Origin of the sequence: Pseudoalteromonas sp. SA25 (assembly GCF_011378705.1) — a bacterium.
In the GTDB taxonomy this organism is placed as follows: Bacteria; Pseudomonadota; Gammaproteobacteria; order Enterobacterales; family Alteromonadaceae; genus Pseudoalteromonas; species Pseudoalteromonas arctica.
This window is the reverse complement of sequence record NZ_WTKV01000013.1, coordinates 25,834-50,485: the sequence shown is the minus strand read 5'-3', so window position 1 is coordinate 50,485 and position 24,652 is coordinate 25,834. Positions and strand designations below refer to the sequence as shown.

At 37.7% G+C, this 24,652-nt stretch carries 24 protein-coding genes; 12 read left to right on the top strand and 12 right to left on the bottom strand.

Going from position 1 to position 24,652, the window contains the following annotated elements:
• Positions 1 to 208: 208 nt before the first annotated feature.
• Positions 209 to 1,033 carry an alpha/beta hydrolase gene (locus tag GQR45_RS11970; protein ID WP_165726035.1) on the top strand — a complete coding sequence of 275 codons (825 nt, stop codon included), beginning with the start codon at positions 209 to 211 and terminating at the stop codon, positions 1,031 to 1,033.
• A gap of 420 nt (positions 1,034 to 1,453) precedes the next feature.
• Here GQR45_RS11970 and GQR45_RS11965 read toward each other — a convergent pair whose 3' ends face one another.
• The 6 genes from GQR45_RS11965 to GQR45_RS11940 form a co-directional block, all read right to left on the bottom strand.
• Positions 1,454 to 2,413 (bottom strand): sugar-binding transcriptional regulator, encoded by a 960-nt coding sequence (locus GQR45_RS11965; RefSeq protein ID WP_002960874.1) that lies wholly within the window; start codon positions 2,411 to 2,413, stop codon positions 1,454 to 1,456.
• 248 nt (positions 2,414 to 2,661) lie between these two features.
• A complete protein-coding gene (locus GQR45_RS11960; RefSeq protein ID WP_165726033.1) occupies positions 2,662 to 3,663 on the bottom strand; it encodes an ABC transporter ATP-binding protein in 1,002 nt (333 codons plus the stop codon).
• 10 nt (positions 3,664 to 3,673) lie between these two features.
• Positions 3,674 to 4,504 (bottom strand): carbohydrate ABC transporter permease, encoded by an 831-nt coding sequence (locus GQR45_RS11955; RefSeq protein ID WP_165726031.1) that lies wholly within the window; start codon positions 4,502 to 4,504, stop codon positions 3,674 to 3,676.
• Positions 4,505 to 4,506: 2 nt separating this feature from the next.
• Positions 4,507 to 5,379: a sugar ABC transporter permease gene (locus GQR45_RS11950; protein ID WP_002960879.1), complete on the bottom strand. Its 873-nt coding sequence runs from the start codon at positions 5,377 to 5,379 to the stop codon at positions 4,507 to 4,509.
• Between the two features lie 146 nt (positions 5,380 to 5,525).
• Positions 5,526 to 6,830: a sugar ABC transporter substrate-binding protein gene (locus GQR45_RS11945; RefSeq protein ID WP_007377152.1), complete on the bottom strand. Its 1,305-nt coding sequence runs from the start codon at positions 6,828 to 6,830 to the stop codon at positions 5,526 to 5,528.
• 152 nt (positions 6,831 to 6,982) lie between these two features.
• Positions 6,983 to 8,311 carry a hypothetical protein gene (locus GQR45_RS11940; protein WP_007582736.1) on the bottom strand — a complete coding sequence of 443 codons (1,329 nt, stop codon included), beginning with the start codon at positions 8,309 to 8,311 and terminating at the stop codon, positions 6,983 to 6,985.
• 529 nt (positions 8,312 to 8,840) lie between these two features.
• Between GQR45_RS11940 and GQR45_RS11935 the strand changes: the two genes are divergently transcribed.
• The 5 genes from GQR45_RS11935 to GQR45_RS11915 are packed head-to-tail and all read left to right on the top strand — an operon-like array spanning position 8,841 to position 14,437.
• The gene (locus GQR45_RS11935; RefSeq protein WP_007582739.1) at positions 8,841 to 9,224 is read left to right on the top strand and encodes a response regulator; all 384 of its coding nucleotides are present in this window, start codon (positions 8,841 to 8,843) and stop codon (positions 9,222 to 9,224) included.
• Between the two features lie 13 nt (positions 9,225 to 9,237).
• Positions 9,238 to 10,143, top strand: a complete 906-nt coding sequence (locus tag GQR45_RS11930; RefSeq protein WP_007582741.1) for a MoxR family ATPase — start codon at positions 9,238 to 9,240, stop codon at positions 10,141 to 10,143.
• Between the two features lie 6 nt (positions 10,144 to 10,149).
• Positions 10,150 to 11,136, top strand: coding sequence for a DUF58 domain-containing protein (locus GQR45_RS11925; protein ID WP_024593636.1), 987 nt, complete (start codon positions 10,150 to 10,152; stop codon positions 11,134 to 11,136).
• On the top strand, positions 11,136 to 13,106 hold the full coding sequence (locus tag GQR45_RS11920) for a DUF3488 and transglutaminase-like domain-containing protein (RefSeq protein WP_165726029.1): 1,971 nt from the start codon (positions 11,136 to 11,138) through the stop codon (positions 13,104 to 13,106). The genes GQR45_RS11925 and GQR45_RS11920 overlap by 1 nt, the downstream gene beginning before the upstream one ends.
• 8 nt (positions 13,107 to 13,114) lie before the next feature.
• Entirely contained in the window at positions 13,115 to 14,437 is a 1,323-nt protein-coding gene (locus tag GQR45_RS11915) for a Na+/H+ antiporter family protein (protein ID WP_165726028.1), read from the top strand.
• A 272-nt stretch (positions 14,438 to 14,709) separates the two neighbouring features.
• On the opposite strand, the gene GQR45_RS11910 is transcribed toward GQR45_RS11915, so the two are convergent.
• From GQR45_RS11910 to GQR45_RS11900, 3 genes are read right to left on the bottom strand one after another with little or no spacing between them, the layout of a single operon-like run.
• The gene (locus tag GQR45_RS11910; protein WP_008169421.1) at positions 14,710 to 15,141 is read right to left on the bottom strand and encodes an acyl-CoA thioesterase; all 432 of its coding nucleotides are present in this window, start codon (positions 15,139 to 15,141) and stop codon (positions 14,710 to 14,712) included.
• Between the two features lie 5 nt (positions 15,142 to 15,146).
• Positions 15,147 to 15,965 carry a M23 family metallopeptidase gene (locus tag GQR45_RS11905; RefSeq protein WP_165726026.1) on the bottom strand — a complete coding sequence of 273 codons (819 nt, stop codon included), beginning with the start codon at positions 15,963 to 15,965 and terminating at the stop codon, positions 15,147 to 15,149.
• Positions 15,958 to 16,815: a 6-carboxytetrahydropterin synthase gene (locus GQR45_RS11900; protein WP_007582754.1), complete on the bottom strand. Its 858-nt coding sequence runs from the start codon at positions 16,813 to 16,815 to the stop codon at positions 15,958 to 15,960. Before GQR45_RS11900 ends, GQR45_RS11905 begins: the two co-directional genes overlap by 8 nt.
• A 203-nt stretch (positions 16,816 to 17,018) precedes the next feature.
• Between GQR45_RS11900 and fabA the strand changes: the two genes are divergently transcribed.
• Positions 17,019 to 17,534, top strand: coding sequence for a bifunctional 3-hydroxydecanoyl-ACP dehydratase/trans-2-decenoyl-ACP isomerase (gene fabA, locus GQR45_RS11895; protein ID WP_007582756.1), 516 nt, complete (start codon positions 17,019 to 17,021; stop codon positions 17,532 to 17,534).
• A gap of 67 nt (positions 17,535 to 17,601) precedes the next feature.
• Here fabA and rmf read toward each other — a convergent pair whose 3' ends face one another.
• Positions 17,602 to 17,772 (bottom strand): ribosome modulation factor, encoded by a 171-nt coding sequence (gene rmf, locus GQR45_RS11890; RefSeq protein WP_002960897.1) that lies wholly within the window; start codon positions 17,770 to 17,772, stop codon positions 17,602 to 17,604.
• A gap of 409 nt (positions 17,773 to 18,181) precedes the next feature.
• Between rmf and GQR45_RS11885 the strand changes: the two genes are divergently transcribed.
• The 3 genes from GQR45_RS11885 (at position 18,182) to GQR45_RS11875 (ending at position 20,348) form a co-directional block, all read left to right on the top strand.
• Positions 18,182 to 18,817 (top strand): TetR/AcrR family transcriptional regulator, encoded by a 636-nt coding sequence (locus GQR45_RS11885; protein ID WP_024589313.1) that lies wholly within the window; start codon positions 18,182 to 18,184, stop codon positions 18,815 to 18,817.
• A gap of 49 nt (positions 18,818 to 18,866) precedes the next feature.
• Positions 18,867 to 19,859: an MDR family oxidoreductase gene (locus GQR45_RS11880; protein ID WP_165726025.1), complete on the top strand. Its 993-nt coding sequence runs from the start codon at positions 18,867 to 18,869 to the stop codon at positions 19,857 to 19,859.
• Positions 19,860 to 19,931: 72 nt separating this feature from the next.
• Complete coding sequence (locus GQR45_RS11875) at positions 19,932 to 20,348, top strand: VF530 family protein (RefSeq protein ID WP_008169409.1); 417 nt, start codon at positions 19,932 to 19,934, stop codon at positions 20,346 to 20,348.
• A 100-nt stretch (positions 20,349 to 20,448) separates the two neighbouring features.
• On the opposite strand, the gene GQR45_RS11870 is transcribed toward GQR45_RS11875, so the two are convergent.
• Positions 20,449 to 20,880 carry a DUF3859 domain-containing protein gene (locus GQR45_RS11870; protein ID WP_165726023.1) on the bottom strand — a complete coding sequence of 144 codons (432 nt, stop codon included), beginning with the start codon at positions 20,878 to 20,880 and terminating at the stop codon, positions 20,449 to 20,451.
• Between the two features lie 206 nt (positions 20,881 to 21,086).
• Between GQR45_RS11870 and GQR45_RS11865 the strand changes: the two genes are divergently transcribed.
• Together GQR45_RS11865 and GQR45_RS11860 are read left to right on the top strand one after the other, a co-directional pair.
• Positions 21,087 to 22,094 carry a YHYH protein gene (locus GQR45_RS11865; protein ID WP_024593629.1) on the top strand — a complete coding sequence of 336 codons (1,008 nt, stop codon included), beginning with the start codon at positions 21,087 to 21,089 and terminating at the stop codon, positions 22,092 to 22,094.
• Positions 22,095 to 22,107: 13 nt separating this feature from the next.
• Positions 22,108 to 22,638: a hypothetical protein gene (locus GQR45_RS11860; protein ID WP_024593628.1), complete on the top strand. Its 531-nt coding sequence runs from the start codon at positions 22,108 to 22,110 to the stop codon at positions 22,636 to 22,638.
• Positions 22,639 to 22,744: 106 nt separating this feature from the next.
• Here GQR45_RS11860 and GQR45_RS11855 read toward each other — a convergent pair whose 3' ends face one another.
• Positions 22,745 to 24,562 carry a serine/threonine protein kinase gene (locus tag GQR45_RS11855; RefSeq protein WP_165726022.1) on the bottom strand — a complete coding sequence of 606 codons (1,818 nt, stop codon included), beginning with the start codon at positions 24,560 to 24,562 and terminating at the stop codon, positions 22,745 to 22,747.
• Between the last annotated feature and the right edge of the window lie 90 nt (positions 24,563 to 24,652).

Here is a 24,652-nt window from a genome sequence, read left to right as displayed (position 1 = left end):
ACACAATTATTAAACACTGCAATATTATAAAGTCAGTAAATTTATTTAGCCTAGAGCCCACGTATCACAGGGGTTTAACTTTTAAAACATTAAGATTTTTTAATAACTAATAAATACTCATCTTGGGATGGAATTTTCTTTATAAGGCTATATTCTAATTTTATAGTTTACTAAATATTATAATTTTTAAAGTTAAAGAGGCAAAATTATGAACAAGACACAGTACGTTACAGTAGAAGGTCATCAAATTGCTTATCAAGAAATGGGACAAGGAACACCTTTATTATTGATACACGGAATACCAACCAATAAATTTTTATGGCGAAATGTGATGCCAAAACTTGCATCAAAATATCGAGTAATAGCGCCTGATTTACTAAACTTTGGTGAATCTGATATGCCAATTAACACCGATGTATCTATAAATGCGCAATGTAGAATAATGTGTAAGTTTTTGGAAGAACTCGGTATTTCTAAAGTTAATATTGCTGCACATGATATTGGTGGTGGTGTTGCTCAATTAATGGCTGTAAATCATCCGGATAAAGTGAACGGGTTGGTTTTAATTGATAGTGTATGTTTTGACTCTTGGCCAATACCAGAATTTGAACCTTTGCTAGAACCAGGTGTAGAAGAAAAAACAACTGTAGCTGAATTTGTGGATACATTAAGAGATTTCATGCCCAAAGGTGTTTACGACTCGAGCGTAATGACTGAAGAGTTGATGAAAATATACTTAGCACCATGGAGTAATGAAAAAGGAAAAGCCGCTTTATTTAGTAACATGCGCAGGCTCAATAAAGAATATACCGAAGCTATTACAGGCAATCTTAAAAGCTTACCTCATGAAACACTCATAATATGGGGTAAAGAAGACAAGTTTCAAAAGCCAAAGTATGCGCCAATGTTAGAAGAAGCAATTCCAAATTCATCATTGATTTGGATAGATAAAGCCGCTCATTGGGTTATTGATGAACATCCAGATAAAGTGTCTGAGCTTATTAGTGAATTTATGAATAATAAAACATTCTAGTGAATTACTAGGTTTATTAAAAAGCTATTTGTTTCAATACGTTAAGTTTGATTGGGTAAAGTGGCGAATAGGCAATCATTGTAATACCGCTTGATTATATTAATAACCAAGCGGTATTTTTATATGTTCAAGAAGCTAATACCGTAAATGGGTAAGGCACTAACTATTAAGATAAGTAGGTTAATGCTTATTAAATAGTCAAAATATCGCGTTTATACGTTAATTAATGAAGGTGAGTAACTTGGTTATGTATTTATTTATGCTATTTAACATAATATAAATTATAGGAAGTTAATGCATATATAGAAAGAGCGCTTAAATGCGCCCTTACTATGTCCAATACTAGACGGTATCGGACATTAAGTGGTTTTATTACAATAACAGGTATTACTAATACAGATACTTTATTTATCAATTTGTTTAATCAATACTTAATAAACGCTCAGCTGTATATTCGTTAGTAATTAATCCGCTGATCATGTTTGACCTTACTGCGCCCAAAATGGCCAACACTTTTTCTTCACCAGCAGCTATCGCATAAATCTGTTTGTTAGCATTTGTTTTTAATGGCGTACTTGCTACACGCTGATTAACTGTGCAATCTAAAAGCTTACCGTTTTTATCAAACACCCAACTAATCATTTCACCAACGGCACCAAGATCTTGTAACTCTTTAAGTTCTTGCGCATCAATAAAACCATCTATATGTAATGGCGACTTTTCACCTAAGCTACCAATACCCACAAATGTTACATCGGCATCTTTAGCGAGTTTTAAATTACCGGTAATATTTTGTTGTGCATGTAACTGTTCTTTTTCTTCAATACTTCTTGGTAAAACTGGCAATGGCATTGGGTAATGTTTTGCATTGGTGTGTTCGGCCATTCTTACTACAACATCATAAGGTGAAGCCGATCCATCCAAAGCCATATTACCTAGCATTGCTACAATTTTATGTTGCGGACAATCAACAGTTCTTAGCTCATCTACACATGAACGTAAAACTCGACCGGTTCCCATAGCAAGTACTTTGGGTTGTTCTGATTTTAAATGACGTTCTATTTCAGCCGCGCCAGCTTGAGCCAAACCAAGCGTAGACGATGGTTCAGACGGATCGCTCGGTACAACTTCACACGAATCTAACCCAAAACGGCTTTTTAATTTTTCGGCCAAGTCCATACATTTAGCAATCGGGTGGTCAAGTCTAACTTTAATTAGACCTTGGCTCACAGATAATGCGACCATTCTTTGTGCAGATTGACGAGATATATTTAGCTTTTTAGCAATTTCATCTTGTGTGTTACCGCCAACATAATATAACCACCCTGCTCTGGCTGCATCATCTAGCTTTCTAATTTCTGTATTTGATAGCTTTACCACGTAAACCTCTTAAAATAGAAGGAAAACTAAATCCTTATTTTCATTACATAATTTTAATTATATGTGCTGCTATATAAATTATTTTATTAATTTTGGAATATCTATTTATCAATAACGTTTTTGTTATTTATAATTGTAAATATACCATCCCTTAATAAAAAATACCTAGGTTTCATAGGATTATGTAATTAGAATTTAGTTAATAGCACCCTTATAAAGGTGCTATTTAAGGTAATTAAAAATTTGCTTTAGCGAATAGTTAAACCGTTATTATCAAACTTTAGTACTTTATCTGCCGGTGCGCTTAGGTAAATACTGTCGCCATATTTTAATGGGCAATCACCATCCGCTTTTACTGTTACGGTACCTTTGCCTTCAATATTTATATGTAAAAAGCTCTCCGATCCTAAATGCTCAATTACACCTACAGTTCCAGCCCAAGTACCTTGCTCAGTAGAGAGTGTTAAATGCTCTGGTCGTATACCAATACAGCTAACATTCGCATCTTCATTTTGTGGAGCATCTATAAAATTCATTTTTGGCGAACCTATAAAACCAGCTACAAATTTGTTTACAGGGTTTTTATAAAGCTCTAAAGGTGTGCCTACTTGTTCAATAATACCGGCATTAAATACCGCGATTCTATCTGCCATTGTCATGGCTTCAACCTGATCGTGTGTAACATAAATCATTGTTGTAGCTAAACTTTTATGTAATTCAGATATTTCTAAACGCATATTTACACGTAGTGACGCATCAAGATTTGAAAGTGGTTCGTCAAATAAAAATGCCGAAGGCTGACGTACAATTGCGCGCCCTATCGCTACACGCTGGCGCTGACCGCCCGACAATTGCCCAGGCTTTCGGTCTAAATAATCGGTCAAATTAAGTATTTTAGCGGCGTTAGCAATTTTACTTTCAATTTCTGCAGGGCTAACCTTGGCTCTTTTTAAAGGAAAAGCAATATTGTTACGCACTGTCATATGCGGATATAACGCATAGGATTGAAACACCATTGCTAAGCCTCTTTTTGCAGGCGGTGTTTTTGTAGCGTCAATGCCATCAATTTCTATATTACCACTGGTGGTATCTTCAAGACCTGCGATCATACGAAGTAATGTAGATTTACCACAGCCCGATGGACCGACAAAAACGATAAACTCACCGTCTTTAATTTCTAAGTCGAGCGGTTTAATTACGTTAACTTCATCAAAGTTTTTAGTGACTTGTTTTAGTGTGATGCTGCCCATGTGTATTCTCCTATTTTACTGCGCCGAAACTTAATCCACGCACTAATTGTTTTTGACTAAACCAACCAAGTATTAAAATTGGCACAATGGCCATGGCAGATGCTGCCGACAACTTAGCGTAAAATAACCCCTCAGGGCTTGAGTAACTGGCAATAAATGCCGTTAAAGGTGCAGCATTTGCAGCGGTTAAAATAAGTGTCCAAAACGCTTCGTTCCACGACAAAATAACATTTAGCAATAACGTTGAGGCTATACCTGGTAAGGCTATTGGCAATAAAACATGAAATATTTCTTCACCAATTGTTGCGCCATCCATACGTGAAGCTTCAAGTATTTCGTTTGGTATTTCTCTAAAGTAGGTGTAAAGCATCCATACCATTATTGGTAAGTTAATGAGTGTCATTACAATCACTAAACCTAATTTTGTATCGAGTAACGCAAAGTCACGAAACAATAAATAAATCGGAATAAGTACGCCTACTGGCGGTAACATTTTAGTTGAAAGCATCCACATTAATAAATGCTTTGTTTTTTTAGTTTGTACAAAAGCCATAGACCATGCAGCAGGTACCGCAATTAATAACCCCAGTAAACTTGAACCTAGCGATATAACCACAGAGTTCCAAAAATGGGTAAAGTAAGGCGAACGTGAAAGTACATCGCGATAATTTTCAAGCGTCCAGTCAAATGCATATAAGCTTGGGTTTGCTGAAATTGCTTCGGCTTCCGTTTTAAAACTGGTGATTAACGTCCATAAAATTGGAAAGAAAATCATGCCGCTTATTGTCCATGCAGCAATGGTATAAATTAGTGTGGAACGACGGCTATCTTTTATAGTCATAATTAACCCTCCAAGTTTTTGCCAATTAAGCGCATTAAAAATATAGCGACTATATTTGCAATAATAACTGCAACTATGCCCCCTGCCGAACCGCCGCCTACATCAAACTGAAGTAGCGATTGCGTATAAATTAAGTACGTTATATTGGTTGACGAATAACCAGGACCGCCACTAGTTGTGACTAATATTTCAGCAAAAATTGACAGTAAAAATATAGTTTCGATTAATATAACCGCAGTTACAGCGCGCGATAAGTGCGGTAAAACGATGTAAAAAAACTTACTAAATGGGCCAGCTCCGTCCAAATCAGCCGCTTCTAATTGTTCACGGTCTAATGATTGTATTGCTGTTAGCAGTATTAAAGCTGCAAACGGTAACCACTGCCAAGACACAATTATGATGATTGAAAATAACGGCATTTGAGCAAAAAAGTCGATAGGTTCAAAGCCAAGCCAAATCGCAAAGTGTGCAAATAAGCCATTAACTGGGTTCATTAGCATGTTTTTCCATACCAATGCCGACACAGTTGGCATTACAAAAAATGGAGCTAATACCATAATGCGAACGTAGTTTCGTCCCCATATTGCTTGGTCTAGTAAAATAGCTAAGCCAATACCACCACAAATAGTGATAAGTAAAACCCCAGTTACTAGGTAAAGCGTGTTAAAAAATGATTCAAAAAAAGCCGGATCAGTTAGAAAAAACTCATAGTTTAAAAATCCTACAAACTCTTTATCCCCTGGAACGAGTAAGTTGTAATCAATAAATGAAAAATACAGTGTCATACACAGCGGAACTATCATCCAAGCAAGTAATAAAATTACACTAGGAAGAAGCATAAACCGAGCAAGCGTGCGCGAGTTAGTTGTTGCCATAAAGGTGACCTTAAAAAAGCCAATTCTATTTACTTGTTAACTATCAAGTGAAAATCAGAAACCCTTGATAGCGTTTATAACTAACAAGTAAATAGAATTGACATAAAATATTGGGTAAGTTTGAGTACTTACCCGCCCATTACATGCTATTTTGGATAGCGAGCTTTACGCATTGTTCGCTCAACAAGGTGCTGAGACGTACTAAGCGCTTGCTTAACGGTCATTTGGCCAGTTAATGCTGCTGAAAATTGTTGCCCAACAGCTGTACCAATTCCTTGAAACTCAGGAATAGCAACAAACTGAATACCTACATAAGGCACCGGTTTAACGGTTGGATTTTTAGGATCTGCAGATTGAATAGAATCTAAGGTAATTTGTGCAAACGGTGCTGCGTCCATGTACTTTTGATTACTGTAAAGTGATTTACGTGTACCTGGCGGTACTTTTGCCCAACCTTTTTTGTCGGCTACAAGTTGAGTGTATTCTTTAGATGTTGCCCAGCTAATAAATTTCATTGCGGCATCTGGTTTTTTGCTGCTTGCCGGCACGGCTAAAGTCCAAGACCATAACCAGTTACCGCGTTTACCTAGACCGTTATCTGGCGCAAGTGCAAACCCTACTTTATCGGCAACTTCTGAGTCTTTTTTGTTAGTAACAAATGCGCCTGCAACGGTTGCATCAATCCAAATACCACACTTTCCGGTTTGAAATAGTGCAAGATTTTCATTAAAACCGTTTGCAGATGAACCAGCAGGACCAGATTCTTTCATCACATCTACATAATACTGAAGGGTATTTTCCCACTCTGGGGTATTAAACTGTGGCTTCCAATTTTCATCAAACCAACGCGCACCAAACGAATTAGCCATTGATGTAATAAGCGCAACGTTTTCGCCCCAACCTGCTTTACCACGTAGACAAAGGCCATAAACACCTTCTTTTTTATCTGTCATCGCTTTAGCAGCTTTGCGTATAAAGTCCCATGTTGGGGCTTTAGGCATTGTCAGCCCCGCTTTTTCCATTAAATCAGTGCGGTACATAACCATTGAACTTTCACCATAAAATGGTGCAGCATAAAGCTTGTCGTTAATCGTTAAACCACTTCGAATTGCTGGGATTAAATCGTCTAAATCGTAGTTTTCACCTAAATTATCTAACTCTTTTAACCAATTTTGTTTGCCCCAAATTGGTACTTCATAAGTACCTATCGTCATAACATCGTATTGTCCGCCTTTTGTTGCTACATCGGTAGTGACACGTTGGCGAAGAATGTTTTCCTCTAGAGTGACCCATTTTAGATCTATATCAGGGTTTTGGCTGGTAAAGTCACTACTTAATTCTTTCATGGTGATCATGTCACCGTTGTTAACAGTCGCTATTGTAATTGTTTCTTTTGCCGCAGCGCCCATGCTTATAAAGCCACACGCGAGCATAATTAATTTATTTTTCATCGGGTATTCCCCATACACGTTATGTTTTAATAAGTGCTATTAAATTTCAATCTATTGCCAATTCTATTTATGGCAGTTTTAACGCATAAAACTGCCCGCAAAGTGCCTTTTTAGGTCCTTTGTATAAATAGTTAGACTAATTGGATAATGACTTAAAATTTAACAGATATTTCAGAAGTGAAGCCGTCAAATCCTTTACCGATTTGGCCGCCCGAATTAACACCTTCTTCTTGGTTAACATACTCAACTTTTAAAAGCGTTTTATCGTTAAACCAGTAACCTGCGGCTACTTGAATACGCTCTACTGTGTTGTCTGTTTGTTCAATTAAGTCGGAAGTGTTTTCGGCTTCTGCATAACGAGCCGCTACATATAACTTTTTAGGGATTAGATATTGTTGTGCTTCAAACACGAAGTACTCAACCGATGAGTCGCCTTCTATTACACTGTTTGAATCAAAAGTAGTGCCATTTTCATCAGCTATGCCGTTTGTACCAAAGTAGGTAATACCGGCAACTGCATTACCAGCGGCATCTGCAAATGTGTAATCATCAGACGATTTACCAACCATAAAGATTAGGCTTGTTTCGTCAGATGGTTGATAAGCTAAATTAAGCTGGATGATTGATTGCTCAAGCCCTGGCATTGCGCCAACGTGAGTGTCACGCTCGTTTGAAGGTGACGCTGAGAAATTATAGTTTTCACCATCGCCAAAACGATAGTTTGTTGTGGTTACACCATCAAGACTGGCTACGCCGTTTTCAAAACGTAACTGGTCGCCTTGATTCGCTTTTAATAAGTTTAAGCCTGCTTTAAAGCCACCTTCAAATTCTAGAGTACCTTGAAGTCGGTAGTTATAACCTCTGTCTTCTTGAAACGCTTCACCGAAACTTGAAGTAGTAATGTGACCTGTAACATTATAAGCACGTACTACACCACTTTCGAAAGTTTCGCTGTAACTTAGCTGTGCGCCGTTTTCGGCGGTTGCGTAATCGGTAATACCATTACCAATAAGTGCATTATTTTGGTTATCTGCGCCGTCTTGAAAACCTTTAAATTGAAATGGTGAGCCACCAATATTACCCAAACGCAGTGTTAAATTTGCGTTTTCTTTTGGTGTGCCATAAAGACCTAGTAAGTCAAATTCAACACCTGCAAAATCGTTGTGAAATGAAAAGTCACGATCTTCGCCACCAAAGTCATTAGGCTCTTCTGCAATATCTATATCGGCAGTGATGAACTCGTTAATATGAAATTTAAGCATTAGATTAGCTCTAATACGGCCAAATCCTGATTCTTGTTCTTCATCTTCTGGACGAAATGCGCCGTCTTTAGCTTGAATTGACTGAAAGTTTTGCATTAGTAAAAAGTCTACGTCAACGCGATCTAAATATTCAGAAATATCAGCCTGTGCTGGAGCCGATGTAGCCATAGCTGCCGCTATGAGAGAAATTGCAAATTTAGTCTTTTTATTATTCAACATAATAAGCTCTTTATTTAGTGTGGTGTGTGATGCCAACTTTATTAAATTGCATATTCATTTAATGAAATTGGTATTAATTCAGTGTGTATAGATGAGGCTGGCTGAGCAAAACATTAAATAGTTAATGAAACCGCACTTTTGAGCATAAGCCCATCTGTTGAGCATAATCACAGAATGAATTTAGAAGGTCAACGATTTTTTATTACAAAATGTTTACAAAAAATCGAATTTATATGTAAATATTTTTGAATCAATAAGTTAAGTAGCGAATTTGTTACATCTAATTTTGAGGAAATAAAGTGTAGGATTAAGGGATTTATTGTAGATACGTCATTATTGTTCAATACAATTAATGAAAATATAAGTTAGTAGAAGATATGAAAGCAGGTAATCCTTTAAAAATAGATTGTTGTGCAAACCTATAAACAGTTTATTTATTAGTGTTTTTTAAGTAACGTTCTTGAGCTTATGATGGGGTTAGCTTAGTATTAAAGCACTTAGATGTATTCAAAATAGAAGTAACCTACATATGGAATTTGTTCGCCCGCTAGAGCCCATCCTCATTATTGATGACGTTAAGGAAATTCGTGATTATCTAAACCAAATTTTAACTGACTTAGGGTTCGAAGATATCTTAGAAAGCGCCGATTTTAGCTCTGCTAAACCTATTATGAACAATAAACCGCCAGGCGTAATATTTGTAGATGTAGATTTACCTGACTCTAACGGTGCAGATATATTGGAATACATTAATAGTGCTTACCCGCACACTCATGTTGTTATGTGCTCTGGCCACAATAGTCTCGAAAATGTACAAAACACGTGGGAAATGGGCGCTAAAGGCTTTATTGCAAAACCTTTCAACACAAAAAAAGTAGACACTGTAATGAAGCGTCTTGAAATAATAGAATAATAATAAGGTTAGCATGCATAGTACTGTTACTGCGATTATAGAAGATCTTTCGACTGTTATATTTGGTAAACAACAGCAAATAAAACTGGCACTTACATGCTTATTTAGCGAAGGGCATTTACTCATTGAAGATTTGCCTGGTATGGGAAAAACCACTCTTTCTCATGCATTGTCAGCTGTGTTAGGTTTATCGTATCAGCGTATACAATTTACCAGTGATCTTCTTCCTGCTGATATTTTGGGTACTAATGTGTTTAACTCTACCGAGCACAGTTTTACGTTTCATAAAGGCCCTATTTTTAGCCAAGTTGTTTTAGCTGATGAAATAAACCGCGCAGGACCCAAAACACAAAGTGCGTTGCTTGAAGCAATGGAAGAGCAACAAGTAACAGTTGATGGAAAAAAATATACGCTGCCAAATCCATTTTTTGTGATTGCAACACAAAACCCGCTTTACCAATCAGGTACCTACCCGTTACCTGAGTCGCAATTAGACCGTTTTTTAATGCGTATTAGCTTAGGTTTTCCACCTAAAGAAGCCGAAAAACGCTTAATTTTGAATATGCAAAAACGAGATTACAGCCAATTACCTAAGCGTATTAACCAACAAGAGTTAGCGGCAATTCAAACCCAGATAAGCCAAATTACTTTGAGCAGCCCGATTATTGACTACATTATAGAGCTTGTTAATTACACACGCACAAGCAACGCTTTTGCAGCATCGTTATCACCGCGTGCCAGTATGGCTCTGGCTAAAGCGGCTAGGTCGTGGGCCTTTATTGATGGTCGTGATTTTGTAATGCCAGAAGATGTTCAAGCCGTATTTGCAAGTGTGTGTCAGCATCGATTAGGTTTGCATAATGAGTCAGGTGAAGCGCAAGTAAACGATATTTTAAAAAACGTTTTAGTTCCGGTATAAGCTTTTATGCCAAAAAAAACAGCTAAGCGCCCTTCTTTATTTAAGTCATTTAAGCGAAGTGTATTTAATAAATTATTAAAAAATAAGCATTTAAAAAACTCAATTACACTTGAACACAGAACAATTTATGTATTGCCATCGTCCCTAGGTTGGTACTTTGTAATTGTGGCTATTTTAAACTTTGTAATGGGCATTAATTATCAAAATAACTTAATTTTAATAATGTCTTATCTTATGTTTGTGGTGATGATTATTGCTGTATTAATGGGCTACAGTAACGCTAAAGGCTTAACGGTTAAATTTAAAGATGCATTTAACAGCTACGCCCCCCAAAAACCGAGTATTGTATTTGAATTACAAAGCCCTTCACTAACCCAATCTATTAATTTAACATATCAAGGTAGTGAGCAAACTCACAAACATACCGACGAAGTTGATAGTAAGACTCAGTTACTTACACTCAACTTACCCTACAGCTCACGCGGTAAGTACTCAGTGCAACGTATTAAAATAGCGAGTAACTATCCCTTTGGTTTAATAACTGTTTGGAGCTACATTCAATTACAAGAAGATGTATTTGTATACCCGTCGCTTGAACAAGTACACAGTGATGCGCATGTTTCTGTGCTTGATGAGCAAGCCGATAAAGGTATTTCTACACAATCTGGTAGCGAAGAGTTTGAGTCGTTAATCCCACACTTACCTGAAATGGGCTTGCAAAGAGTCTCTTGGAAGCATTACGCAAAAACACAGCAGTTGTTAGTTAAAGAGTTTGTAGACTTTAAAACAGCGAATGCGCTCTTCGATTTTACGTTAATGAATGGAGATACAGAACAACGTTTAAGCCAGTTATGCTTTTTAGTGTGTGAAGCAACCGAAAAAAATACCCCTTTTATGTTAAAACTACCGAATAAAACAATAAATACAAATACCGGACAGCAACATAAGCAGCAATGCTTAGAATTATTATGCTCATTTAATGGTGATGTGTAATGGACATACTTAAAAACGAAAAAGTAATAAATTATTCGCTGTCTTTTATATATGCATGTTTAATTGTATTTTTTGTATCACATTTACCGCTTGCTTTTGTAGGTGTACTTTCACTTATTTGTGCATGGAACTTTTACATAACGCTGAGTAATAAACCAAAGCCAAATGCTTGGCTGGCAAATATACTCGCAGGTGTGTCACTAGGTTTAATGCTCTACACAGTAGGCATGTCGGATACGGTTATTTTATTTGTGGCCATGCTGCTACTTGCTAGTTTATTTAAGCTGCTGCAGGCTAAAACCAAAAAACACTATCATGTAATTACAACGCTTACGTTTTTTTCACTCTCATCGGTGTATTTATTTAACCAAAGCATTTTAACGACTTTAACTGTAAGTGGTTTATACATATTAAACTTTGCAGTACTTGGCTTACTCGAATCCAAACATAATTTAAAAATAGCCTCTAAGCAAAGTGGTAAATTACTACTTTTAGCGCTTCCTTTAGCTGTATTTTTACTGCTTTTTTTACCAAAAATGCCCGCCTTTTGGCAGCTTCCTGGGCCTAAGCTTGCAAAAACTGGGCTTTCTGAACAAGTCGACCCTTTCGATATTGCAAAGCTTTCAAATTCTGACGAGCTTGTGTTTAGAGCTAAATTTAATGAAGAAAAACCTGTAGCGCCTTATTATTGGCGAGCAATAGTTCATGATGAGTTTAATGGCAATGCGTGGCTTACGTCTGACTTTTTAAAATATAATAATGTAAAAACAAATACCCAGAGCGAAAATGATGAGCAACTTATCGCAAGCTACTCAGTTATTACAGAGCCTGCTACACAAAAATGGCTCTATGGTTTAGCGTATTCCAGTAGTAACTCACAAAATGTTGAAGGTAATTCGCTAGGTTTATTGCGTAAAAAAAGTCGTCAAGCTAAAAACTTACAATACGATGTAAATAGCTTTAACTTCACAGCTTTACCGCTTGGCGAATTTGAAGAAAAACGCTACAAATACCTCGCTTATAAAAAGAATGTAAAAACATCATCACTTGCTAAAAACTTAAAGCAAAATACATACTCTGACCGCGATTTTTACAATAGCTTATTACAATACTTTGCAGGTACGGGATTTACTTATACGTTAACACCCACTCCTATGAGCGGTGATAATACAATTGATCAATTTTTATTTGAAAACCAACGTGGATTTTGTGGTCATTATGCAAGCGCCGCTGCGTACATTTTTAGAACCGCAGGGATACCCGCTCGATTAGTAAGTGGTTATTTAGGTGGTGAATTAAACCAAGATAATAATACGCTAACAGTTCGCCAGTACGACGCACATGCATGGGTAGAAGTATATTTACAAAACGAAGGTTGGGTTATTTTTGATGCAACCGCTGTTGTAGCACCGGAGCGTTTAAATGGCTCACTTTCGCAAAACGAAGAGCTGAATGACGAATTTAAAAGTAATCTTGATTTTGGTTTAGTGAGTTTAAGTAATTTCCCCGCTATTAATTGGTTAAGGTTGGAACTTGAAAATCTCGATTATCAATGGTCTAGCTGGGTACTTGGTTTTGACGAAGAAAAACAAAATGATTTTTTAAAATCAATTTTTGGTAGTAAAAACATTTGGCTTGTACCATTAATGGTTTTATTAACAGCTGTTTTTTGTTTTGTAGGTTATTTTGTTTTTTTAAACTTACCAAAACGCCCGGCTAAATTAGCGCCTATGGTTAAAGAATTTTATGAAGTAAAAGCATGGGCGAAAAAACAAAAAATAAATACACCCGATAATTTAACACCGAGTCAGCAGTTACATTTTTTTGCTGACAAATCCCCTCGTTCTGCACAATCTATAAACACATTTAGTCAGTTATTTAACCAAGTACGCTATGGTAAAAAACCTTTTACGAAAGAGCGTAAAACTCAGGCTAAAGATCTGATAAAATTAATTAAAATTTCCAAATAGAGAATACTATGAATGCTGTTGTTATAGGCGTTATTTTAATGCTCGGGCTATCTCTGGCTCGCGTTAACGTCATTGTTGCCATGATCATAAGTGCTTTAGTTGCTGGTTTAACCGCAGGCTTGGGTATAAAAGAAAGTGTTGATGCATTTAATTCTGGCCTTTCTGCCGGAGCTGAAATTGCACTAAGTTATGCCATGCTCGGTGCTTTTGCTGTTGCTATTTCTAAGTCGGGTTTAACACGCATTCTCGCTGATAAGTTACTTGCTAAAGTAAATGCTAAAGGCAGCGGGAATGAAACATTTTTAAGTTACTTCATTTTATTAATTATTTTAGGTTGTGCGATTTCTTCGCAAAACTTAGTACCTGTACACATAGCGTTTATTCCTATTTTAATTCCACCGTTACTCGTTGTTTTTAATCAGTTAAGATTAGACAGGCGTGCTATAGCGTGTATTTTAACATTTGGATTAGCAACCTCTTATATGGTGCTGCCTTATGGTTTTGGTGGTATTTACTTGTATTCTATTTTACATAAAAATCTAGTTGATAACGGCCTAGAAATTGTAAATACACAAGTCCCTATGGCGATGATAATTCCTGCATTAGGTATGTTTATTGGATTACTTATTGCGGTATTTATTACCTACAAAAAACGCCGCGAATACACAGAGCTCCCATTAACAACTGTGAGTAAATCGGCTGAGGTAGAAAACCCTAAAAAAGTAATGATTGTAGGGCTATGTGCGGTACTTGCCTCACTTGTTGCACAAAACCTAAGTGGCTCAATGATTTTAGGCGGTTTAGTAGGTGTAATGATATTTAGTGTATTTGGTGTAGTTAAGTGGGAAGAAAACGGCGACGTATTTAGTAAAGGCGTTGCGATGATGGCCATGATTGGTTTTATTATGATATCGGCACAAGGCTTTGCATCGGTTATGCAGGCCACTGGCGACGTAGCGAGCTTAGTACACAGCTCAGCCGCACTTTTTGATGGTAATAAACCTTTGGCCGCCGGTGTTATTTTGTTAGTCGGGTTATTAATTACAATGGGAATTGGTAGCTCGTTTTCAACAGTGCCTATTATTGCAACTTTGTTTGTTCCTTTGTGTTTAGATCTTGGGTTTTCGGTTATGGCTACCGCCGCACTTGTTGGTACTGCAGGCGCTTTAGGTGATGCAGGCTCCCCTGCTTCAGACTCAACACTTGGCCCAACATCAGGTTTAAATGCCGATGGCCAGCACGACCATATTAGAGACTCTGTTATTCCAACATTTATTCACTTTAACATTCCACTGCTGATATTTGGCTGGATTGCAGCAATGGTGCTTTAGTTGTATGCATGTAAGTATTCGTAAATTTAATTAAAAGTTAAATGTAACTAAAAAGGTATGTTTAAAGCATGCCTTTTTAGTATCCAAATCCAACAACTCTCACCCCTATCAATTCCCCCCCAGTTTGATTACTTTTTTTAGTTAATATTAACTCTATTGTCGAGGTTATATTTAATGAATATTTAGTATGATGTGTTCTTTCAGGGGGTTTATATAAGCACCAATTAAGGTGCTTATATAAATTTACTTTACCGCATATTTAAAGCTTTAAATTAATCAAAACCATAAATCATTTTGTCGCATACTACCGGAGTCGGTCTGTGGTTATCATCGACTGCTACAAACGTAAAGCTACCACTAATAGCAGAGTGCTTATCGTCTCTATGCATCGTTTCTAATAGTATATCTACATCAACTTTTAAGCTGGTGTTACCTACATGGACTACTTTAGCTATTAACTCTGCAAAAGTACCGGCTGGTATCGCTTCTTTAAAATCAACTCTATCTGAAGATATAGTTACCAAAGGTTTACGACAAAAACGAGTAGCGGCTATAAATGCCACTTCATCCATCCACGCCAGTGCATCACCACCAAATAATGTATTATGGTGATTAGTACGCCCTGGAAACACTGTTTTAGTTACCGATGTGGTTGAATCTTCAATGCGTTGAGCAATTATTTCATCGCGATTTACGTCAGTCATAATCTCTACTTTTTGTTTGCTAATGTATCTTGCATTAGTAATGCTGGATCTAGGCGCTCGCCTTTCCAGTTAAAACGCCAATCTAGGTGAGGACCCGTTACACGCCCTGTTGCACCAATTTCAGCTACTTTGTTGCCTTGCGTTATTGTGTCACCTACTTTTACATCAAGCTTACTCAAATGAATGTAAGTTGAGGTAATACCATGTCCATGGTCAATAATTAATGTACCGCCTGAGTAGTATAAATCAGGTTCAGCAAAAACCACTGTGCCACTAATAGGCGCGTAAACAGGTGAGCCTGTTTTATTCGCAATATCTAAGCCAAAGTGCGGACGACGAGGTTCGCCATTAAAATAGCGCTGACTACCATAAACACCCGATATACGCCCTTCTGCAGGCTTTAACACAGGATCTAAAAAGTACAGTAAATCAGAGTCTACTTCTCTCGCTTTACGAACAGCAACTGCTTCGCGGCTTATACGTGCACTGACTTCTTTTGCCGGTGAAACATACTTCTTAGCCACGCCGGTAATTTTATCAATTTCATATTCACGCTTAGTTATGGCTAGCGGCTGAGAATGCGATTTACCCGTGTTATCTACCCATTTTAAAGTATGAGTCGTTTCAGCGTCACGCCCAAAACCAAATACAAAGTCACCATTTGGCGAAAGTTTTAAGCTTTTGCCATCTAAGCTTACTGAATTAGCGTTTTCTAGCTTTCCAGTAACTAAACCGCCTTGTGTTAAATACCCTTTTAACTCAAGCGCCATAGCACTAAAGCTAGCAGAGGCAACAAGCGCTGTTGCTAAAAGTGTTTTAAACATAACTAATCGATCCTTTTCCAACACCTTCATAAGCAGTCACTTTCACTGCTTTTTCTGGATATTGAGCTTTAATTTGGCCAGCTACATGTTCAGCAATACATTCAACAGTGGTGTCTACTGGTAAAATGTCGCAACGGGATTCGCTAATCGCCATTTCAAAATAGCCTTGTGCCGATGTATAAGCAAAACATACATCACCCGCTTTGGCTGTTATGTGTTTTAAATCAGGTGCGTTAATTTGATCTTCACTGGTAGCTAAGTAAATATCTTCCCACTTTTGAGACCATTCTTTTTGCAAGCGCGGCATAGAGATGCCATCTAGGCTAATACCAATTTGAGAACGATGCCCATGAATAATACGTTGGCAATTACCGTCATGCTTTTTAAGGCCATGGCTGTAATGATAGTAAAAGCTTTGGCTGTGCTCAGGCTTAAGAGACAGCTCAATTTTTTCAATGTTATCTGGTAGCTTCGGTAAAATAGTCGCAATTAAAAATTCAGTAACCGATTCAACCGTTACTTCGTCTGCGTTAATCATGCAATAAGCTTGATGAGGAGCGCTCATAGCTAAGTGGTTGTTTTCACCAAATGTGCAATCGAGTGTTTTATGCTCGTCAAATTCAGATACAGTGCCATTAAGGCCCGTAGGAATTGCTAAACGGTGATCAATACACTCATCTATAATGCCTTTAATTTGCTTTTTAACTAAACCAAAGTCTAAAACCATAGACTCTTCGTTAAGTTTACCGTGCAAAGTTAAATCAACAATCCAGCTCTCGCCAACGGCGCCGCGTTTGTTACATAAGTAAGAAAAATCAATCACAGTTAGTGAGTTAACAAAAAGGATCATAAACTTCCTTTAGACTGGTTATAAGACAGCGTTAATTATAATGATTTCTGATTGTAATTGCGCGGTTTTATAGTGCAAAAACCAATCGCGCTGATTGATTGATGATTTAATATGCAATATTTTGATTTTTTAACTGCTCCGAGTTGTTTAGCGTACAAGTGTACGCTAAAGTACTTGGCAATTTCTAAGCGAAGATAAGTGTTATGGAACCTAAAAATAGCTATACAAAAGAAGATTTGATCCTGTGTGGTCAAGGTGAAATGTTTGGTGAAGGCAACTGCCGTTTACCAAGTGACAACATGTTAATGATGGACCGCATTACCTCTATTACTGCTGATGGCGGAATTCATGGTAAAGGCGAAATTGTTGCTGAGCTTGATATTGACCCTAGCCTGTGGTTTTTCGATTGCCATTTTAAAGGCGACCCAGTAATGCCAGGTTGTTTAGGATTAGATGCTATGTGGCAACTAGTTGGCTTTTACTTAGGTTGGTCTGGTGGCCCTGGTCTTGGTCGTGCGCTAGGTGTGGGTGAAGTTAAATTTACTGGCCAAATTTTACCAACTAATAAAAAAGTAACTTACCGTCTTGTAATGAAACGCGTAATTAAACGTAAATTGTTTATGGGCGTTGCTGATGGCACTGTAGAAGTAGATGGCCGAGTAATCTACGAAGCAAAAGATTTAAAAGTGGGCTTATTCCAAGACACTAGTGCGTTTTAATTTTTAAATGCACAAACAAAAAGGCCTCCAATGTGGAGGCCTTTTTGCTTAAATTCGATTATTGATTTTAGGTTTTGTACATGTTGCGGTTTTCAATCGCTTCACGCCAACCTCCTAACCACTCTGATTTTGGATCTACTTGTTGATAAGGGCATAGCTCTTTTGAGCGACCTGCTAAACCTGCTTTAAAACCTTGAGAATGAGCTCTTTCTAAACGATCTCTTTTCTGTCTCTTCATCGGTAATATCCTCACCTTTTTATTTATATATTGTGTAGCATTAGTGAAATCTACATTTAATGAATAGTTAATAAAAATGTAAAATTCAAATTGTAAAAGCAATTAAATTGTTTGACTTTAACTAAGCTGCTGATGCAAAAATGAATTAACATTTAAAAAAGTAAGTGGTCATACAACATGTAATTTGACCGGTTCGTAATAACAAATTGGCGATTTAATAATCGCTAAAAAGCACTTGTGTGCTTTAATTGTGACCGACTAATATTGACTAAGTTCCAAACAAAAATGTAATCGTGACACTTTTATTTCATTAATCTTAAATTAGTAGCCCGCCCCTAAATTTGAACTATTTTTAAACAATTTAAATTTATACTTGATTATTTAAAGTCGATCGGTCTAATATGAGTTCATGAACAAAAATACATCAACACCAATACGCCGTGGTCGCCCACCTAAAATAGCCAGAGAAAACGCCGATACAAAAGCGTTACTTATTCGCACGGGCCTAGAAACCCTAACTGAATTTGGTTTTAGCGCCACGGGGCTCGATACTATTTTAAAAAAAGCAGCTGTACCTAAAGGCTCTTTTTATCATTACTTTAAAAGTAAAGAAGCCTACGGTATTGCGTTAGTTGATGCATACGACAGTTATTTTATTGCCAAACTTACCCATTACCTACAGCAAGAAGATGTTCCCCCACTTGAGCGAATCGTTAATTTTACTCAAAGCGCAATTAAAGGGATGAAAAAATACGATTACAAACGAGGCTGCTTAGTCGGTAACTTAAATCAAGAGCTTAACCATTTAAGTGAAGAGTTTAAAACCAGATTAATGCAAAGCTACACCGCTTGGCAAAACCATGTAGAGGTTTGCTTAAATCAAGCTAAGCAACAAGGCACTATTGCAAGCCATGTAAATACAAAATTGATGAGTGAGTACTTTTGGATTGGTTGGGAAGGTGCTGTTATGCGCGCCAAGCTCACAAAATCAAATACTCCACTTACTTTGTATACAGAAATGTTTTTACGCGCATTATTAACCTAATGCGTTTTTATTTACCAATTAAAAGACGATCGGTCTAAAAGGATATCCTATGAGTAACCCAATTAAAGCCATTGTTATTAATAAAGAAGATAATAACTATAGCGCTTCATTATCAACTATCGAAAATAGTGATTTACCAAACGAAAACGTATCTATCGACGTGCTATACAGCACACTTAACTATAAAGATGGTTTAGCAATTACTGGCAAAGGCCCCGTTGTACGCAGTTTTCCTATGGTGCCAGGTATTGATTTAGTGGGTACGGTTACAAATTCCACCAGCGATGAATTTAAAAACGGCGATAACGTAATATTAAATGGCTTTGGTGTAGGTGAAAAACATTGGGGCGGGCTTGCTCAAAAAGCGGCACTTAATAGCGATTGGCTAATCCCCTTACCTACTAGTATCTCTCCAAAACAAGCGATGCAAATAGGTACAGCCGGTTATACCGCTATGCTAAGTGTTATAGCTCTTGAAAAACAAGGAATAACCCCCGAGTCTGGTGAAATACTGGTAACAGGTGCCAATGGTGGCGTAGGCAGCTTTGCTATTTATTTATTAAACCAGCTTGGCTACAACGTAACAGCAGCTACGGGTCGATTAGATCAAAGTGAGTATTTAAAAGAGTTAGGCGCTTCACAAATAATTGACCGAAATGAGCTTTCAAACCCGGGTAAGCCTTTGCAAAAAGAGCGATTTGCAGCGGCAATAGATTCAGTAGGTAGCCATACACTTGCCAATATTTGTGCATCATTAAAGTATGGGGGTGTAGTAACCGCCTGCGGACTTGCGCAAGGTATGGATTTACCAGCATCGGTGGCACCCTTTATATTACGTGGTGTATCTCTTATAGGGATTGATAGCGTAATGCGTCCTAAAGCCGACAGAATTGAAGCATGGGCTCGTTTAGCTAAATTAGTAAGTGCTGATTATTTAGATAAAATTTCGACAGAAATATCACTCGAACACGTAATCGATAACGCAGAGCAACTTATGGAAGGTAAAATTCGTGGTCGTGTTGTAGTTAATTGCCAAAGTTAAGCTATTTACTCTGTTAAAGCCTCGTTATTAAATTTATAATGCAATTTGTATTTTAATAATGAGGCAACACCTATGAGCAACCAAGAACTTTTCAGTAATAACCCACTGCAAGGCGTAAAATTAGAACAAGTGGTTGAAGAGCTGGTTGAACAATACGGGTGGGAACTCCTACACGCTTATTTACAACTTAACTGCTTTAAAAACAATCCTGATGTTAAGTCTGCGGTTAAATTTTTACGTAAAACACAATGGGCACAAGAAAAAGTAGATAACTTTTACCTTTATCGTCTTAAAAACTTACCTAAGCCTGATGATGTGCAATACGAATTGCCGCCACGAGATCGTGTTATCCCAGCTGATCATAAACCAGGTGAACCGTGTGAACTTAGTTTTGTTGATGCTAAACGTATTATAGAGAAAAAAGAATCTAAGCAACGTGCTCGCGATCGTAAACAGCGTTCTAATTCTAGTAACCCTTGGGGTAACTAAACACGCTAATTTAAGGTTGAAGGGCTGTTTATAAATAGCTCTTCAACTATTTCCTCATTAACTTCAATTATATCCGCGTTACATAGCTAATAGATAACAATTAGTACCCTCGGTTTTTCCAAAAATCTGTTTCGGTGCGCTCTGCCTCTAATGCCACATTAAAAGTTTTATCAGCAATGATTTTTCCATTTAGTTCAATCGTCATACGCCAATCACCCAATTTATTTTCTATTGGCAACCAAAGCGTATCGCCTAAATAAAAGTTCCAATCACTGTTTTTAACGTATACATCGCCTTCAAAAGGGTCCATTACATCACCGTCACTACCTGGAATATCAGGATGGTAAATACAATAATGAAGCTTTTCGCCTTTACCTTTTTTAATATTTACGATTAAGCCAAACTCAATATCGACCTCAGCTATTACATTTGTTGTAAATTGCTCTATTTGTGGCAACGCTTTACTTTCACTATCCCACTTAGAGTAAATACCGTGACTTTGTAACGTCACTACAGGTTTTGTTTTAGCCATTAAGGTAGCCTTTTATGTTAGCTATTTTGGCATTAGTTTAACTTTTTGAAATTTTAAAATAAAACACAATCTCATAAAGTTAAATCTCAACTTAGCTTTAATACTCCGCCTATTTACATAATTGCTAATTTGTCATCATTGTTTACACACTATTTGCACAATTGCTGATTATTGTTTGAGTAACTTAATTGATCAGGTAGGCAGCAATGAAACAATACGCACTTAATAATAAAAATCGAAATAGGATAAATGCTTTAAAGCTCACTTCTCTTGCTTTAATTGTTTCATCGTTAGTTGCATGTGGAGGTGGAGAAGGCATAGCTGATAGCTCAGAAACTACAGAAAGCTCATCACAAACCACCACAGATAATGGAACAGGTACCAGCAGTTCAACCCAAAGTGTACTTTGTGAATATAGCTACAGTGAATATAACGAGTCAGAGTCAGTACAAGCCACCAGCGCTGCAGATTGGTCATGCACAGGAACTACACGCGACTTAGCAGCTAATGGCATACCCGATCACGAAGTAGGTACATTCCCTAATGCTGATAACCCAAATACTATTTCTGAACAATCAGTAAATGAAAGCTACACACTTGAGCCTATAGAAACAACACAAGCAACTATGCTTGGTGGTCCTCGTGGAATGATAGGCGTTGTACTTAATGGCATTAAAATAGACGCAGGCACAGGCGGAAGTTGTGATGATTCTGGCACCGATTGCGATTTAGGCGACAACAGCGGCAACTGGAATATAGAAGCCCTAAGCCAAGACACGTTTAGTTTTGGAACAGACGACAACAATGCACATGTACAACCCGATGGCACATATCACTATCATGGTATGCCAGAAGGCTTTGTAGCAATGCGAGGTGGCAATAGCACCACTATGACTCTAATAGGCTGGGCAGCAGATGGCTTTCCTATATATGCACGTTACGGCTATTCAGACTCAAGTGATGCAACTTCAGCCCTAACCGCAATGACCGGTAGCTACCAACACATAACAACCGTAAGCGCAAACCGCCCTTCTACCGATATATACCCATTAGGTACATTTGCACAAGATTGGGAATACGTAGCAGGCTCGGGTGATTTAGATGAATGTAATGGCCGCGTTGGTGTAACGCCTGAGTTTCCTGATGGGATATACCACTACTACGCAACAGACACTTACCCGTTTTTTCAACGCTGTGTTAAAGGCGAAGTTTAGTTAGGAGTAAGCTATGCCTTATATAAAAAGAGGTCTACTGAGTATGACTACTTTGGGTTTGTTGATTATGCCAAATTTAGCAAACGCGCATTTAATGGTTGCAGATCACGGTACGCTGAATTTTGTTGATAATAACGTGTTTATTGTGCTTTCAATCCCTATGTCGGCTTTTAAAGGGGTTGATGAAGATAAGGATGGCAAAGTATCAATAGTTGAGTTTAATGCTCATAAAAAACAAATAAGTAAGCGAGTTAAAAAGAACGTTTATTTAGCAGATCATCAGTATAAATTTACTATTGACGGACTTTTACTAAACCCAGAAGCGTCGCATACACATAAAAGCGACAATATAGACCAAGTAACCATTACTGGGCGCTACTCTTTGCCCAGTAAATTAACCAAAGTTAACTTTAACGTTAAGCTATTTAGTAACAATGAGCACAAGCAGCATTATCAAATAACAGCGACTAATAAAACGCAAAAGCTAACTCATCAATTTGAGCTATCACCAACATCGCCCTTTAGTAAGGTGTTTAATAATTAGTAATACTTACCTAAATAATTAAGTTGCAAAGAGTACAAGTTAAACCAATTTGTGCTCTTTTTTATATTTTACTTCTTATTTAATACTCTTTAGTGAAGGGCTCTTTCTATAAAGGTACAAGCTTGGGGTTTTTAGGAAAGTAATGCTCTTCTTGCTGCTCACATAAACTAAACTCACGGGTGTTTTTATATGGGAGTTTCATAAAGCCCGCAACACCAACGTCCGTAATATTTACCGCGTATTGCATTAGTTTATTTAGCAAACGTTTAAACTCAACCTCTTTACTCGAATCGAGTAAGCGGTAGTAATGGTGAATCTTCATTCTGTCGGGCAGTGCTTCAAAAATAATACACCCCGTATGATGAATTTGGTTAAGCTCAAATACGCACTTAATAACTTTTTTAGGTAGCTGTAGTTGCTCATCAGGGTCTTTACCGTCTTCAAAGTATGAATGCGGGCGGGTTATGTCGTTTGCTTTCATGCTTACAACTTCGTATTCAAGCTCTGGTAGGCTATCAAACTTAAATGCACCCGTGCCATCTCGCTCTAATTGAATGGTTTTACGGGCATCAAACAAACAACATTTAAATAACCCTTTTTGATTAATCGCTTGCGCAAGCATCACCGTGTTATTAATCGCATCACTAAAGGCATCACCCAATGATTCGTCATGCATAATTAAAGACGATTCAACAAACATCGACTCATCCTTCCAATGAAAACTAAGCCCACCAACAACAGGGTACTTAGCTAATCGGCTTATTGATGCTAAAAATGCTTTTTCGGTATCGCCGGTATCAAACAAAAACTCTTTATAATAACGGTCAAGTTGAGCATCGTTTATATCAAGTAATTGCTGATTATGATCGGCCTGGCGTAAAAACTGTTTTCGTGAACTATATACCACCGTGTCGGGCTGCTCGGCCTTGCCATACCAAAAAGGAATGTCTGCTTTTTTTTGTTTTTTATCAAGCTCAGGTAAATACGCTTTAGCCATAGTTGTAATATTACGCATAAAGTAATCACCGGCACCATCACGTTGTGCCTTACTTTTAGAGAGCATACCATCAATCACTTTAGCCAGTTCTTTTGGGAGCCCTAAGCTGCTTGCAGGGATGGCTTGCGCACCAAAGCGACACGACTGCGCCGACGCTAGCGCATACAACGTAGCGGCTACACCTTGTTCGTCAAATCGTGGGGATGACTGCTCCCCCGACATTTGTGCTTCACCAATAAAGTACACATCGCCCATACGCGCATTAGTTGTACTTAAATCGCCCGACATTAAATCCATAAAGTTACTCGCAACAGGGTTACCATCGCTATCGAGCTGTGCATACACAGAGCTTCCCCAATCCACTAACGACAGCGCATCAGTGTTTGCATCCCATACAAGGTTTGAAGGCTTTATATCGCCATGCACTATAGGTTGTGGGCTAACGCCATTTTTATGGCTACGTAAATCAACCAACACATTACGTAACCTAACAGCTAGCGTCATTATTTGCGCGGCACTAAAGCGCCCTGTTTTAAGCGATACTTTTTCCAGATCCTCTCCAATGGCGCGCGCCATCATTAAAATCCCTTGTTTTTTAATTCGCTCAAACGCATAAAAGGTAGGCACTAAGGGGTTATTAATTTGCGAAAGCATATACGCTTCGTCTTCTAGGCGGTCACGTACACTTTGGGCAAGCGTAATACGCGAAAACTTAAATACCCAAGGTAAGCCGTTATCGTCATCACCTGCAAACACAAAACCAAAAGCTCCTGAACCAATCATTTCAACGTTTTTGTAGCCCAGCAGTGTTAACTGCTTAATACAAATATTAAGCCACTGGCGGTGTTTTTTAGCATCGCGGTGCGAAAGCAAATAAACAGATTGCTCTTCGTTGATATAAAAGTTGCGGATTTCTTTGGCTTTCAATACAGGTACTCAAACTTATAAAACTAACCAATTATTAGTTTTATGTAATGAGATTACAATAGGTTAAATAAGAGTTTTGAAATCGTTGAA

Excerpts from the sequence above, each read along its gene's own strand:
- GQR45_RS11920 (WP_165726029.1), top strand. The coding sequence starts at position 11,136 with ATGGACATACTTAAAAACGAAAAAGTAATAAATTATTCGCTGTCTTTT.
- GQR45_RS11915 (WP_165726028.1), top strand. The coding sequence starts at position 13,115 with ATGAATGCTGTTGTTATAGGCGTTATTTTAATGCTCGGGCTATCTCTG.
- GQR45_RS11900 (WP_007582754.1), bottom strand. The coding sequence starts at position 16,815 with ATGATCCTTTTTGTTAACTCACTAACTGTGATTGATTTTTCTTACTTA.
- GQR45_RS11885 (WP_024589313.1), top strand. The coding sequence starts at position 18,182 with ATGAACAAAAATACATCAACACCAATACGCCGTGGTCGCCCACCTAAA.
- GQR45_RS11875 (WP_008169409.1), top strand. The coding sequence starts at position 19,932 with ATGAGCAACCAAGAACTTTTCAGTAATAACCCACTGCAAGGCGTAAAA.
- GQR45_RS11870 (WP_165726023.1), bottom strand. The coding sequence starts at position 20,880 with ATGGCTAAAACAAAACCTGTAGTGACGTTACAAAGTCACGGTATTTAC.
- GQR45_RS11945 (WP_007377152.1), bottom strand. The coding sequence starts at position 6,830 with ATGAAAAATAAATTAATTATGCTCGCGTGTGGCTTTATAAGCATGGGC.
- GQR45_RS11910 (WP_008169421.1), bottom strand. The coding sequence starts at position 15,141 with ATGACTGACGTAAATCGCGATGAAATAATTGCTCAACGCATTGAAGAT.
- GQR45_RS11970 (WP_165726035.1), top strand. The coding sequence starts at position 209 with ATGAACAAGACACAGTACGTTACAGTAGAAGGTCATCAAATTGCTTAT.
- GQR45_RS11940 (WP_007582736.1), bottom strand. The coding sequence starts at position 8,311 with ATGTTGAATAATAAAAAGACTAAATTTGCAATTTCTCTCATAGCGGCA.
- GQR45_RS11865 (WP_024593629.1), top strand. The coding sequence starts at position 21,087 with ATGAAACAATACGCACTTAATAATAAAAATCGAAATAGGATAAATGCT.
- GQR45_RS11860 (WP_024593628.1), top strand. The coding sequence starts at position 22,108 with ATGCCTTATATAAAAAGAGGTCTACTGAGTATGACTACTTTGGGTTTG.
- GQR45_RS11905 (WP_165726026.1), bottom strand. The coding sequence starts at position 15,965 with ATGTTTAAAACACTTTTAGCAACAGCGCTTGTTGCCTCTGCTAGCTTT.
- rmf (WP_002960897.1), bottom strand. The coding sequence starts at position 17,772 with ATGAAGAGACAGAAAAGAGATCGTTTAGAAAGAGCTCATTCTCAAGGT.
- GQR45_RS11880 (WP_165726025.1), top strand. The coding sequence starts at position 18,867 with ATGAGTAACCCAATTAAAGCCATTGTTATTAATAAAGAAGATAATAAC.
- GQR45_RS11930 (WP_007582741.1), top strand. The coding sequence starts at position 9,238 with ATGCATAGTACTGTTACTGCGATTATAGAAGATCTTTCGACTGTTATA.
- GQR45_RS11925 (WP_024593636.1), top strand. The coding sequence starts at position 10,150 with ATGCCAAAAAAAACAGCTAAGCGCCCTTCTTTATTTAAGTCATTTAAG.
- GQR45_RS11955 (WP_165726031.1), bottom strand. The coding sequence starts at position 4,504 with ATGACTATAAAAGATAGCCGTCGTTCCACACTAATTTATACCATTGCT.
- fabA (WP_007582756.1), top strand. The coding sequence starts at position 17,019 with ATGGAACCTAAAAATAGCTATACAAAAGAAGATTTGATCCTGTGTGGT.
- GQR45_RS11935 (WP_007582739.1), top strand. The coding sequence starts at position 8,841 with ATGGAATTTGTTCGCCCGCTAGAGCCCATCCTCATTATTGATGACGTT.
- GQR45_RS11960 (WP_165726033.1), bottom strand. The coding sequence starts at position 3,663 with ATGGGCAGCATCACACTAAAACAAGTCACTAAAAACTTTGATGAAGTT.
- GQR45_RS11950 (WP_002960879.1), bottom strand. The coding sequence starts at position 5,379 with ATGGCAACAACTAACTCGCGCACGCTTGCTCGGTTTATGCTTCTTCCT.